Annotated in this window: 21 protein-coding genes; all 21 read right to left on the bottom strand. The window is 53.5% G+C overall.

Annotated features, from left to right (window positions below; translation table 11 throughout):
- Window positions 1–69: 69 nt before the first annotated feature.
- Complete coding sequence (rplQ, locus tag BN1120_RS06690; RefSeq protein WP_005307999.1) at window positions 70–453, bottom strand: 50S ribosomal protein L17; 384 nt, start codon at window positions 451–453, stop codon at window positions 70–72.
- A gap of 43 nt (window positions 454–496) precedes the next feature.
- The gene (locus BN1120_RS06685; protein ID WP_005307997.1) at window positions 497–1,486 is read right to left on the bottom strand and encodes a DNA-directed RNA polymerase subunit alpha; all 990 of its coding nucleotides are present in this window, start codon (window positions 1,484–1,486) and stop codon (window positions 497–499) included.
- 25 nt (window positions 1,487–1,511) lie between these two features.
- A complete protein-coding gene (gene rpsD / locus BN1120_RS06680; RefSeq protein ID WP_010672568.1) occupies window positions 1,512–2,132 on the bottom strand; it encodes a 30S ribosomal protein S4 in 621 nt (206 codons plus the stop codon).
- A gap of 39 nt (window positions 2,133–2,171) precedes the next feature.
- Window positions 2,172–2,561 (bottom strand): 30S ribosomal protein S11, encoded by a 390-nt coding sequence (gene rpsK / locus BN1120_RS06675; protein WP_005319702.1) that lies wholly within the window; start codon window positions 2,559–2,561, stop codon window positions 2,172–2,174.
- A gap of 14 nt (window positions 2,562–2,575) precedes the next feature.
- Window positions 2,576–2,932 carry a 30S ribosomal protein S13 gene (gene rpsM, locus BN1120_RS06670; RefSeq protein ID WP_005307991.1) on the bottom strand — a complete coding sequence of 119 codons (357 nt, stop codon included), beginning with the start codon at window positions 2,930–2,932 and terminating at the stop codon, window positions 2,576–2,578.
- A 139-nt stretch (window positions 2,933–3,071) separates the two neighbouring features.
- Window positions 3,072–3,185, bottom strand: coding sequence for a 50S ribosomal protein L36 (gene rpmJ / locus BN1120_RS20650; protein WP_005319705.1), 114 nt, complete (start codon window positions 3,183–3,185; stop codon window positions 3,072–3,074).
- 27 nt (window positions 3,186–3,212) lie between these two features.
- Window positions 3,213–4,541 (bottom strand): preprotein translocase subunit SecY, encoded by a 1,329-nt coding sequence (secY, locus tag BN1120_RS06665; protein WP_010672567.1) that lies wholly within the window; start codon window positions 4,539–4,541, stop codon window positions 3,213–3,215.
- A gap of 8 nt (window positions 4,542–4,549) precedes the next feature.
- Window positions 4,550–4,987, bottom strand: a complete 438-nt coding sequence (gene rplO, locus BN1120_RS06660; protein WP_005307987.1) for a 50S ribosomal protein L15 — start codon at window positions 4,985–4,987, stop codon at window positions 4,550–4,552.
- A gap of 2 nt (window positions 4,988–4,989) precedes the next feature.
- Window positions 4,990–5,169 (bottom strand): 50S ribosomal protein L30, encoded by a 180-nt coding sequence (gene rpmD, locus BN1120_RS20645; RefSeq protein WP_005307985.1) that lies wholly within the window; start codon window positions 5,167–5,169, stop codon window positions 4,990–4,992.
- Between the two features lie 6 nt (window positions 5,170–5,175).
- Entirely contained in the window at window positions 5,176–5,676 is a 501-nt protein-coding gene (gene rpsE, locus BN1120_RS06655; RefSeq protein WP_005340605.1) for a 30S ribosomal protein S5, read from the bottom strand.
- 14 nt (window positions 5,677–5,690) lie between these two features.
- Window positions 5,691–6,044, bottom strand: coding sequence for a 50S ribosomal protein L18 (gene rplR, locus BN1120_RS06650; protein ID WP_010672566.1), 354 nt, complete (start codon window positions 6,042–6,044; stop codon window positions 5,691–5,693).
- Between the two features lie 9 nt (window positions 6,045–6,053).
- Window positions 6,054–6,587, bottom strand: a complete 534-nt coding sequence (gene rplF, locus BN1120_RS06645; RefSeq protein ID WP_010672565.1) for a 50S ribosomal protein L6 — start codon at window positions 6,585–6,587, stop codon at window positions 6,054–6,056.
- 13 nt (window positions 6,588–6,600) lie between these two features.
- The gene (gene rpsH, locus BN1120_RS06640; protein WP_010672564.1) at window positions 6,601–6,993 is read right to left on the bottom strand and encodes a 30S ribosomal protein S8; all 393 of its coding nucleotides are present in this window, start codon (window positions 6,991–6,993) and stop codon (window positions 6,601–6,603) included.
- Between the two features lie 19 nt (window positions 6,994–7,012).
- A complete protein-coding gene (gene rpsN / locus BN1120_RS06635) occupies window positions 7,013–7,318 on the bottom strand; it encodes a 30S ribosomal protein S14 (RefSeq protein WP_005331161.1) in 306 nt (101 codons plus the stop codon).
- Between the two features lie 10 nt (window positions 7,319–7,328).
- A complete protein-coding gene (rplE, locus tag BN1120_RS06630) occupies window positions 7,329–7,868 on the bottom strand; it encodes a 50S ribosomal protein L5 (RefSeq protein ID WP_005331162.1) in 540 nt (179 codons plus the stop codon).
- Between the two features lie 13 nt (window positions 7,869–7,881).
- Window positions 7,882–8,199 carry a 50S ribosomal protein L24 gene (gene rplX, locus BN1120_RS06625; protein ID WP_005307977.1) on the bottom strand — a complete coding sequence of 106 codons (318 nt, stop codon included), beginning with the start codon at window positions 8,197–8,199 and terminating at the stop codon, window positions 7,882–7,884.
- Window positions 8,200–8,210: 11 nt separating this feature from the next.
- Entirely contained in the window at window positions 8,211–8,579 is a 369-nt protein-coding gene (rplN, locus tag BN1120_RS06620; RefSeq protein ID WP_005307975.1) for a 50S ribosomal protein L14, read from the bottom strand.
- 148 nt (window positions 8,580–8,727) lie between these two features.
- A complete protein-coding gene (rpsQ, locus tag BN1120_RS06615) occupies window positions 8,728–8,976 on the bottom strand; it encodes a 30S ribosomal protein S17 (RefSeq protein WP_005307966.1) in 249 nt (82 codons plus the stop codon).
- On the bottom strand, window positions 8,976–9,167 hold the full coding sequence (rpmC, locus tag BN1120_RS06610) for a 50S ribosomal protein L29 (RefSeq protein WP_005307965.1): 192 nt from the start codon (window positions 9,165–9,167) through the stop codon (window positions 8,976–8,978). The genes rpsQ and rpmC overlap by 1 nt, the downstream gene beginning before the upstream one ends.
- Complete coding sequence (rplP, locus tag BN1120_RS06605; protein WP_010672562.1) at window positions 9,167–9,580, bottom strand: 50S ribosomal protein L16; 414 nt, start codon at window positions 9,578–9,580, stop codon at window positions 9,167–9,169. The genes rpmC and rplP overlap by 1 nt, the downstream gene beginning before the upstream one ends.
- A gap of 13 nt (window positions 9,581–9,593) precedes the next feature.
- Window positions 9,594–10,307 carry a 30S ribosomal protein S3 gene (gene rpsC / locus BN1120_RS06600; RefSeq protein ID WP_005331168.1) on the bottom strand — a complete coding sequence of 238 codons (714 nt, stop codon included), beginning with the start codon at window positions 10,305–10,307 and terminating at the stop codon, window positions 9,594–9,596.
- Between the last annotated feature and the right edge of the window lies 1 nt (window position 10,308).

Here is a 10,308-nt window from a genome sequence, read left to right as displayed (position 1 = left end):
TAGAGGCAGTAGAGGCAGTATCAAAATCCACTAAAAGAAAAGCCGGGACAAGCCCGGCTTTTTCTTTTATCACTCAGCAGCTGCTTCAGCAGCGGCCGGGCGGTCCACCAGCTCAATGTAAGCCATAGGAGCGTTGTCGCCAGCACGGAAACCGCATTTCAGAATGCGAGTATAACCGCCGGCGCGCTCCAGGTAGCGCGGGCCCAGTTCATTGAACAGCTTAGCCACGATCGCGTTATCGCGAGTACGGGCAAATGCCAGGCGACGATTAGCAACGCTATCAGTCTTGGCAAGGGTGATCAGCGGTTCAACTACACGACGCAGCTCTTTTGCCTTAGGCAGAGTCGTCTTGATGATCTCATGACGAACCAGGGAGCTGGCCATGTTGCGGAACATAGCCTGACGATGGCTGCTGTTCCGGTTCAGTTGACGACCACTCAAACGATGGCGCATGACCTTATCCTTCTAACTAAATCTGTGAAACCCGTAATCTGGATTACTCGTCAGCGATGCTGGCGGGCGGCCAGTTCTCAAGGCGCATGCCAAGAGACAGACCACGGGAGGCCAACACGTCCTTGATCTCAGTCAGGGACTTCTTACCGAGGTTAGGAGTCTTAAGCAACTCAACTTCGGTACGCTGTACCAGATCACCAATATAGTGGATAGCTTCTGCCTTCAGACAGTTCGCTGAACGAACTGTCAGCTCCAAATCATCGACAGGACGCAGCAGAATCGGATCAAACTCGGGTTTCTCTTCTTTCTTCTCGGGCACGCTGACATCGCGCAGATCCACGAAGGCTTCCAGTTGCTCTGCCAGAATAGTGGCGGAACGACGGATGGCTTCTTCCGGATCCAGAGTACCATTGGTCTCCATGTCGATAACCAGCTTGTCCAAGTCGGTGCGCTGTTCCACACGTGCCGCTTCTACATTGTAGGCGATGCGAACGATGGGGCTGAACGCGGAGTCCAGCAGCAGGCGACCGATAGGACGCTCTTCATCATCGTTGTGAACACGAGCAGAAGCAGGCACATAACCACGACCGCGCTGAACTTTCAGGCGCATGCTGATCTCAGCATTGGCACCAGTCAGGTGGCAGATTACGTGCTCCGGGTTTACGATCTCGACTTCATCACCGTGAGTGATATCACCAGCGGTAACGGGGCCTGTTCCAGACTTGGTCAGGGACAGAGTTACCTCGTCCTTGCCTTCCAGCTTCACAGCGATACCTTTCAGGTTGAGCAGGATTTCAAGAATGTCTTCCTGTACACCTTCTTTGCTGCTGTACTCGTGCAGTACTCCGTCGATCTCGACTTCAGTAACCGCACAACCGGGCATAGATGACAGCAAAATACGACGCAGGGCATTGCCCAGCGTGTGGCCAAAGCCACGCTCAAGCGGCTCGAGAGTCACTTTCGCGTGAGTCGGGCTAACTTGCTCGATGTCAACTAGCCGCGGTTTAAGAAAATCTGTTACAGAACCCAGCATTGTGTCCTCTCTTTAGAAGCTAGCTTTACTTGGAGTAAAGCTCGACGATCAGCTGTTCGTTAATGTCGGCAGACAGGTCGGAACGCTCCGGCAGGCGCTTGAAGGCACCTTCCATCTTAGCAGCGTCAACCTCTACCCAAGTCGGCTTCTCGCGCTGACCAGCAACTTCCAGGGAAGCTTTGATACGCGCTTGCTTCTTAGCCTTCTCGCGAACGCAGATCACGTCCTCAGGGGATACCTGGAAAGAAGGAACATTCACAACGCGGCCGTTTACCATGATGGCTTTGTGGCTCACCAGCTGACGAGATTCAGCACGAGTGGCGCCGAAGCCCATGCGGTAGACGACGTTGTCCAGACGACCTTCCAGCAGCTGCAACAGGTTTTCACCGGTGTTACCCTTTTGACGGGCAGCGTCGCGGTAGTAGTTGCGGAACTGTTTTTCCAATACGCCGTAGATACGACGTACTTTTTGTTTCTCGCGCAGTTGCACACCGTAGTCGGACAGACGCGCTTTACGCGCACCGTGTTGACCAGGAACGGTGTCAATCTTGCACTTAGAATCAATCGCACGAACACCAGACTTCAGGAAGAGGTCGGTGCCCTCACGACGGCTAAGCTTAAGCTTAGGACCGATATATCTTGCCATCTTCTTTCTCCAACAATCCTAGACCAAGTAGCTACAGCGTTACACGCGGCGCTTCTTGGGAGGACGACAACCGTTGTGCGGGATCGGAGTCACATCAGTAATGTTAGTGATGCGGAAACCAGCCGCGTTCAGAGCGCGGATGGAAGACTCACGACCGGGACCCGGACCTTTGACCATGACTTCCAGGTTCTTCACGCCGTATTCTTTGGCGATCTCACCAGCACGCTCAGCAGCTACCTGGGCAGCAAACGGAGTGGACTTACGGGAACCACGGAAACCGGAGCCACCAGAGGTAGCCCAAGACAGAGCATTGCCCTGACGGTCAGTAATGGTCACGATTGTGTTGTTGAAAGATGCATGAACGTGCGCAATACCGTCGCTCACTTGCTTTTTAACGCGCTTGCGAGCACGAGTCGGAGTTTTAGCCATTTTCTACCTTCCCGTTACTTCTTGATAGCCTTGCGCGGACCCTTACGGGTACGAGCGTTGGTCTTGGTACGTTGACCACGAACAGGCAGGCTACGACGGTGACGCAAACCACGGTAGCAACCCAGATCCATCAATCGCTTGATGTTCATGGAAATCTGACGACGCAGGTCACCTTCGACGGTGAATTTACCTACTTGTTCACGCAGACTCTCGATCTGAGCTTCGTCCAGGTCTTTAATTTTCACATTCTCAGCGATACCGGCTGCGGCACAGATGGCCTTGGAGCGGGTACGACCGACGCCATAAATAGCAGTCAACGCAATGACTGCATGTTTATGGTCAGGAATGTTAATGCCAGCGATACGGGCCACTATTCACTCCTACATATAGTAGATAACGACCACCACAAAGCCCGTGAGCGGATACGTGGCGGTCAACCAATACACAACAAAAGTTGGCTGGCTATATTAGCCAGCACAACTATTTGTTGCAAGTACTAACCGTAAAAAATTAGCCTTGGCGCTGTTTATGCTTTGGCTCGCTGCAAATCACACGCACCACACCGTGACGCTTGATGATTTTGCAGTTACGGCAGATTGCCTTAACGGAAGCACGAACTTTCATTGCTTAACTCCGTAACTACGCCGACCTTTAGCGGCCGTAGCCCTTCAGGTTGGCCTTCCTCAGGACGTCGCCATATTGATGAGACATCATATGGGTCTGAACCTGAGCCATGAAGTCCATGATAACTACCACGATAATCAGCAGCGAGGTGCCACCGAAGTAGAACTGTACGTTCCAGGCAGTCATCAGGAACTGGGGTACCAGACAGATAAAGGTAATATAGAGCGCACCTGCCAATGTCAGGCGAGTCATAACCTTATCGATGTAACGTGCTGTCTGCTCGCCCGGGCGGATCCCCGGGATAAAGGCTCCACTCTTCTTCAGGTTATCTGCTGTCTCGCGGGGGTTGAACACCAGCGCGGTATAGAAGAAGCAGAAGAAGATAATGGCTGCTGCATAGAGCATCTCGTACAAGGGCTGACCCGGCTGCAGGACCATAGAGACCTGTTGCAGAATGTCAGCGATCTTGCCCTCGCCCTGACCAAACCAGGAGGTAATGGTACCCGGGAAGAGGATGATGCTGGATGCGAAAATCGCAGGAATCACACCGGCCATATTCACTTTCAACGGCAGGTGTGTGCTTTGCGCAGCGAATACCTGGCGGCCTTGTTGACGCTTGGCATAGTTAACGACGATACGACGCTGACCACGCTCCACGAACACCACAAAGTAAGTCACAGCGAAAACAATCAAGCCCAGCAACAACAACAGCAGGATGTGCAATTCCCCTTGACGTGCCTGTTCGGCCGTAGCGCCAATGGCATGAGGCAGACCGGCGACGATACCTGTGAAGATAATCAACGAGATACCATTACCAATCCCACGCTCGGTAATCTGTTCACCCAACCACATCAAGAACATGGTACCGGTGACCAGACTCACAACGGCTGTGAAATAGAAGCCCAAACCCGGATGAGTCACGAGTCCTTGCATCATATTCGGCAGACCTGTTGCAATACCAATGGCCTGGAACGTTCCCAAAACCAGCGTGCCCCAACGGGTATATTGGCTAATCTTGCGACGGCCGGATTCACCTTCTTTCTTGAGTTCAGCAAGAGCAGGGTGAACCACAGTCAGCAGCTGGATAATAATCGACGCCGAAATGTACGGCATGATCCCCAGTGCAAGAATAGAAGCACGCGAGAGTGCACCACCACTGAACATGTTGAACATCTCAATGATGGTGCCCTTCTGTTGTTGGAACAACTCGGCCAGTACGGCGGCGTCAATACCAGGGATCGGCACATAAGAGCCTGCACGGAACACGATAATTGCCCCGAGAACGAAGAGCAGACGGCTCTTCAGTTCGCTCAGACCACCTTGTGCTTTAACATCCAATCCTGGTTTCTTAGCCATTGTACTGATTATTCCTCGATTTTACCGCCAGCGGCCTCGATGGCTGCACGTGCACCCTTGGTGACGGACAGACCACGAACGGTCACAGCACGGTCAATGTTGCCAGACAGAACAACTTTAGCGAACACGATGTTTTTGGTAATAACACCGGCTTGCTTCAGAGTGCTCACGTCGACCACATCACCTTCTACCAGGGCGATTTCGTTCAGGCGCACTTCGGCAGAAACCAAAGATTTGCGAGAGAAGAAACCGAACTTCGGCAGACGGATTTTCAAAGGCATCTGGCCGCCTTCGAAACCGTTGCGGACCTTGCCGCCACCGGAACGAGAGGTCTGACCTTTAACACCACGACCACCGGTCTTGCCCAGACCAGAACCGATACCACGGCCCGGACGGTGCTTGACGCGCTTGGAGCCAGCGGCCGGAGACAGAGTATTCAGACGCATGCTTAGCCCTCCACCTTAACCATGTAATAAACCTGGTTGATCATGCCGCGTACGCAGGGAGTATCTTCCAGCTCAACGGTGTGACCAATGCGACGCAGACCCAGACCACGCAGAGTCGCCTTGTGCTTTGGCAGACGGCCGATAGAGCTGCGAGTTTGAGTTACTTTTACAGTGTTAGCCATGTCGCATTACCCCAGAATTTCTTCAACGCGCAGACCACGCTTGGCCGCGATCTGTTCCGGTGATTGACCGTGAACCAGAGCGTCGACAGTTGCGCGAACAACGTTGATTGGGTTGGTGGAACCGTAGGTCTTGGCCAGCACGTTGTGGATACCAGCAACTTCCAGTACGGCACGCATGGCGCCGCCTGCAATGATACCAGTACCTTGGGAGGCCGGCTTCATGAACACGGTGGAACCAGAGTGAACGCCACGCACCGGGTGGTGCAGGGTGCCGTTGTTCAGCTCAACCTTGTTCAGGTTACGCTTAGCCTGTTCCATCGCCTTTTGAATGGCGGCCGGAACTTCACGGGCCTTACCGTAACCGTAACCTACACGGCCGTTACCATCACCCACCACGGTCAACGCGGTGAAGGACATGATACGACCACCTTTAACAGTTTTCGAAACACGGTTTACTGCAATGAGCTTTTCTTGCAGTTCGCCGGCTTGAGATTCGACTTTAGCCATCTTCGACTCCTAGCTTAGAACTGAAGACCAGCGTCACGAGCAGCGGCAGCCAGAGCGGCTACACGACCGTGATACTTGAAACCGGAACGATCGAAAGATACGTTCTGAACGCCTTTGGCAATAGCACGCTCAGCGATAGCCTTACCTACAGCGGTAGCAGCATCTGCGTTACCGGTGTATTTCAGAGCTTCACTGATGGCTTTCTCTACTGTGGAAGCAGAGGCCAGAACTTCGGAACCGTTGGCTGCAATAACCTGCGCATAGATATGACGCGGGGTACGGTGAACAACCAGACGGGTAGCTCCCAGTTCCTGCATCTTTTTCCGAGCACGAGTAGCACGACGGAGACGAGCTGCTTTCTTGTCCATAGTGTTACCTTACTTCTTCTTAGCTTCTTTAGTACGCACTTGCTCGTTGGCATAGCGTACACCCTTGCCCTTGTAGGGCTCCGGAGCGCGGTAAGCACGGATATCGGCGGCGACTTGGCCAACCAGCTGCTTGTCCACACCACGCAGAACGATCTCGGTGGCGGACGGACATTCAGCGGTGACACCAGCCGGCAGCGCATGCTCTACCGGGTGAGAGAAGCCCAGTGCCAGCGCAACAGCATTGCCCTTGATGGAGGCTTTGTAACCTACACCAACCAGCTGCAGCTTGCGCTCGAAGCCTTGGGTAACACCGACTACCATGTTGTTGACCAATGCACGTGCAGTACCGGCCTGAGCGTCAGCACCAGCGATGCCGTCGCGCGGGGCGAACTTCAGTACATTGTCTTCTTTGGTCACTTCTACACCGGCGTGGATGGAACGAACCAGAGAACCCTTGCCACCTTTGATGGACAGTTCTTGGCCGTTCAGAGTCACCTCTACGCCAGCAGGAATAGTGACGGGTGCCTTAGCAACGCGAGACATTTCCGACCTCCTATTAAGCGACGTAGCAGATGATCTCACCACCCATGCTTGCCTTGCGGGCAGCACGGTCGGTCATCACACCTTTAGACGTGGACACGATAGCAACACCGAGACCGCCCATGACTTTCGGCAGATCAGTAGTGCGCTTGTAAATACGCAGGCCGGGACGGCTCACGCGTTGGATCAGTTCTACAACCGGCTTGCCCTGGAAATACTTCAGTTCGATTTCCAGTTCCGGTTTCACGTCACCAGCTACGTTGTAGCCAGCGATGTAACCTTCTTCTTTCAGCACTTTGGCGATAGCCACTTTCAGCTTGGAAGAAGGCATGGAAACCGCAACTTTGCTCGCCGCCTGACCGTTACGGATGCGGGTCAGCATATCCGCGATCGGATCTTGCATGCTCATAGTCTAACTCCCGAGATTCTTACCAAGAGGCCTTTTTGAGGCCCGGAATTTCGCCCTTCATGGCATGCTCACGCACCTTGATGCGAGAGAGGCCAAACTTCCGCAGGAAACCGTGCGGACGACCAGTGATGTTGCAACGGTTACGCTGGCGGGACGGACTGGAATCACGGGGCAGCTGTTGCAGTTGCAAGACAGCATCCCAACGCGCTTCTTCAGAAGCGTTCATATCAACGATGATAGCTTTCAGCTCGGTACGCTTGGTCGCGAACTTGGCTGCCAGCTTCGCACGCTTTGCTTCACGTGCTTTCATGGATGTTTTAGCCATAACCCTAACCTTACTTGCGGAATGGGAAGTTAAAGGCAGCCAGCAGAGCACGGCCTTCTTCGTCGGTATTCGCGGAAGTGGTGATGGTGATATCCAGACCACGGACGCGATCGACCTTGTCATAGTCGATTTCCGGGAAGATGATTTGCTCACGCACGCCCATGGAGTAGTTACCACGGCCATCGAACGCCTTGGCGTTCAGACCACGGAAGTCACGGATACGCGGTACGGAGATGCAAATCAGCCGTTCCAGGAACTCCCACATACGCTCGCCACGCAGGGTTACTTTACAACCTATCGGGTAGCCTTCACGAATCTTGAAGCCCGCAACAGATTTGCGTGCTTTGGTGATCAGCGGCTTCTGACCGGAAATGGCAGCCATATCGGCAGCAGCATTTTCCAGCAACTTCTTGTCAGAGATCGCTTCACCAACACCCATGTTCAGGGTGATTTTCTCGATCCGAGGGACTTGCATGATAGTCTTGTAACCGAACTGCTTGGACAGTTCATTTACTACATCGGATTTGTAGTAATCATGCAGTTTCGCCATCGTTAAACTCCAATTACTTCACAAGTTCGCCGGTGGATTTGAAGAAACGGACTTTCTTGCCGTCTTCAATCCGGAAACCAACGCGGTCAGCCTTGCCAGTGGCAGAGTTGAACAGCGCGACGTTAGATACATCGATGGGGGCTTCTTTGGTGACGATGCCGCCAGCCTGACCCAGTGCGGGTACCGGCTTTTGGTGTTTCTTCACCTGGTTGATGCCTTCCACGATTACCTTACCTTTTGCAATCAGGACTTGAGTGACTTTGCCACGCTTGCCCTTGTCTTTGCCGGTAAGAACAATTACTTCGTCTTCGCGACGGATTTTAGCTGCCATCGTTCGACTCCTTACAGTACTTCGGGTGCCAGGGACACAATCTTCATGAACTTCTCGTTACGGAGTTCACGGGTCACCGGGCCAAAAATACGAGTACCGATTGGCTGTTGGTTGTTGTTAAGCAACACAGCCGCATTGTTGTCGAAACGGATGACAGAGCCGTCCGGACGACGAACGCCTTTACGGGTGCGTACGACCACCGCGTTATACACATCACCTTTCTTCACTTTACCGCGAGGAATGGCTTCCTTGATGGAAACCTTGATGATGTCGCCGATGCCGGCATAACGGCGGTGCGAACCACCCAGAACCTTAATACACATTACACTGCGAGCGCCGGAGTTGTCGGCAACACCCAGCATACTTTGCATCTGGATCATCTTAGTGCTCCGCTTTGTTTACTTCTTATCCCTGATGGGATCTGGCTGCCTTCAAAAGGCGCGAAACTATAACACAGCTATTTTTGAAAAGGTAGCCTAAAAAACAAACGGCCCCGATGGGGGGCCGTTTGGGCTAAAAAGTACCGAATTAGGCCTTTTCTACGACAGCAACCAGGGTCCAGGACTTGGTCTTGGACAGCGGGCGGCACTCGCGGATTTCCACGAGATCGCCAGCCTTGCACTCGTTGTTCTCGTCATGCACGTGCAGCTTGGTAGTGCGCTTGATGATCTTACCGTAGATCGGGTGCTTTACCTTGCGCTCGATAGCGACGGTGATGGACTTGTCCATCTTGTCGCTGATTACACGACCTTGCAGAGTACGGATCTTGTCAGTCATTACGCACCTGCCTTCTCAGTCAGTACAGTCTTGATACGTGCGACGTCACGACGCACTTGTTTCAGAGTGTGAGTCTGAGCCAGCTGGCCGGTGGAAGCTTGCATGCGCATGTTGAATTGCTCACGCAGCAGACCCAGCAGCTCCTGGTTCAGTTCTTCGACGCTCTTTTGACGCAGATCTTGGGCTTTCATCACATCACCGTCTTAATTACGAAAGTGGTCTGAACAGACAGCTTAGCTGCGGCCAGGGCAAACGCTTCACGCGCCAGAGCCTCAGGTACACCATCCATCTCGTACAGAACCTTGCCAGGCTGGATCGGGCAAACCCAGTATTCCACGTTACCCTTACCTTTACCCATACGAACTTCGAGGGGCTTTTCGGTGATGGGCTTGTCCGGGAACACACGGATCCAGATCTTGCCTTGACGCTTAACGTGACGGGTCATGGCACGACGGGCTGCTTCGATTTGACGAGCAGTCAGTTGACCACGAGATGTCGCCTTCAGGCCAAAGGTACCGAAGGATACTTCGTTACCGGCATTGGCCAGACCGCGGTTACGACCCTTGTGGGTCTTGCGGAATTTAGTACGCTTAGGTTGCAACATTTACCGAATCTCCTTACTTGGCAGCGCGGCGCTTGTTGTCACGCTTGGGCTTCGCAGGAGCTTGCTCTTGAGCAGCGGCAGCATTGACTGCAGCCAGACCGCCCAGAACTTCGCCCTTGAAGATCCAAACTTTAACGCCGATCACACCGTAAGTGGTGTGGGCTTCAGAAGTTGCGTAGTCGATGTCGGCGCGCAGGGTGTGCAGGGGCACACGACCTTCACGGTACCATTCGGTACGCGCGATTTCAGCGCCGCCCAGACGACCGGAAACTTCCACTTTGATGCCCTTGGCACCCAGGCGCATGGCGTTCTGTACGGCGCGCTTCATAGCACGACGGAACATTACGCGACGCTCCAGCTGGGAAGTGATGCTGTCGGCAACCAGTTTGCCATCCAGCTCCGGCTTGCGGACTTCGGAAATGTTGATCTGAGCAGGCACGCCAGCGATTGCGGCTACAGCTTTGCGCAGTTTTTCAACGTCTTCGCCTTTCTTGCCGATCACGACACCCGGACGAGCGGTGTGAATGGTCACACGGATGCTCTTGGCCGGACGCTCGATAGTGATCTTGGACAAGGAAGCGTTTTTCAGCTCCTTGGTCAGGAACTGGCGTACTTGGAAATCGCTGTACAGGTTGTCAGCGAAGTCTTTGGTGTTCGCGAACCAGGTAGAATTCCAAGGCTTGGTAATACCCAGGCGAATGCCATTAGGATGTACTTTCTGACCCATT

Origin of the sequence: Aeromonas caviae, from assembly GCF_000819785.1 — a bacterium.
GTDB lineage: Bacteria > Pseudomonadota > Gammaproteobacteria > Enterobacterales > Aeromonadaceae > Aeromonas > Aeromonas caviae.
Note: the sequence above shows the minus strand (reverse complement) of the source record. Positions and strands in the feature narration are given on the sequence as shown.

Bases quoted from the DNA above. Each gene is read 5' to 3' on its own strand.
- rplQ (WP_005307999.1), bottom strand. From the start codon at position 453: ATGCGCCATCGTTTGAGTGGTCGTCAACTGAACCGGAACAGCAGCCAT.
- rplN (WP_005307975.1), bottom strand. From the start codon at position 8,579: ATGATCCAGATGCAAAGTATGCTGGGTGTTGCCGACAACTCCGGCGCT.
- rpsK (WP_005319702.1), bottom strand. From the start codon at position 2,561: ATGGCTAAAACTCCGACTCGTGCTCGCAAGCGCGTTAAAAAGCAAGTG.
- rpsC (WP_005331168.1), bottom strand. From the start codon at position 10,307: ATGGGTCAGAAAGTACATCCTAATGGCATTCGCCTGGGTATTACCAAG.
- rpsE (WP_005340605.1), bottom strand. From the start codon at position 5,676: ATGGCTAAAGTCGAATCTCAAGCCGGCGAACTGCAAGAAAAGCTCATT.
- rpmC (WP_005307965.1), bottom strand. From the start codon at position 9,167: ATGAAAGCCCAAGATCTGCGTCAAAAGAGCGTCGAAGAACTGAACCAG.
- rpsD (WP_010672568.1), bottom strand. From the start codon at position 2,132: ATGGCAAGATATATCGGTCCTAAGCTTAAGCTTAGCCGTCGTGAGGGC.
- rplR (WP_010672566.1), bottom strand. From the start codon at position 6,044: ATGGACAAGAAAGCAGCTCGTCTCCGTCGTGCTACTCGTGCTCGGAAA.
- rplP (WP_010672562.1), bottom strand. From the start codon at position 9,580: ATGTTGCAACCTAAGCGTACTAAATTCCGCAAGACCCACAAGGGTCGT.
- rpmD (WP_005307985.1), bottom strand. From the start codon at position 5,169: ATGGCTAACACTGTAAAAGTAACTCAAACTCGCAGCTCTATCGGCCGT.
- rplE (WP_005331162.1), bottom strand. From the start codon at position 7,868: ATGGCGAAACTGCATGATTACTACAAATCCGATGTAGTAAATGAACTG.
- BN1120_RS06685 (WP_005307997.1), bottom strand. From the start codon at position 1,486: ATGCTGGGTTCTGTAACAGATTTTCTTAAACCGCGGCTAGTTGACATC.
- rpsH (WP_010672564.1), bottom strand. From the start codon at position 6,993: ATGAGCATGCAAGATCCGATCGCGGATATGCTGACCCGCATCCGTAAC.
- rpsQ (WP_005307966.1), bottom strand. From the start codon at position 8,976: ATGACTGACAAGATCCGTACTCTGCAAGGTCGTGTAATCAGCGACAAG.
- rplX (WP_005307977.1), bottom strand. From the start codon at position 8,199: ATGGCAGCTAAAATCCGTCGCGAAGACGAAGTAATTGTTCTTACCGGC.
- rpmJ (WP_005319705.1), bottom strand. From the start codon at position 3,185: ATGAAAGTTCGTGCTTCCGTTAAGGCAATCTGCCGTAACTGCAAAATC.
- secY (WP_010672567.1), bottom strand. From the start codon at position 4,541: ATGGCTAAGAAACCAGGATTGGATGTTAAAGCACAAGGTGGTCTGAGC.
- rplO (WP_005307987.1), bottom strand. From the start codon at position 4,987: ATGCGTCTGAATACTCTGTCTCCGGCCGCTGGCTCCAAGCGCGTCAAG.
- rpsN (WP_005331161.1), bottom strand. From the start codon at position 7,318: ATGGCTAAAACATCCATGAAAGCACGTGAAGCAAAGCGTGCGAAGCTG.
- rplF (WP_010672565.1), bottom strand. From the start codon at position 6,587: ATGTCTCGCGTTGCTAAGGCACCCGTCACTATTCCTGCTGGCGTAGAG.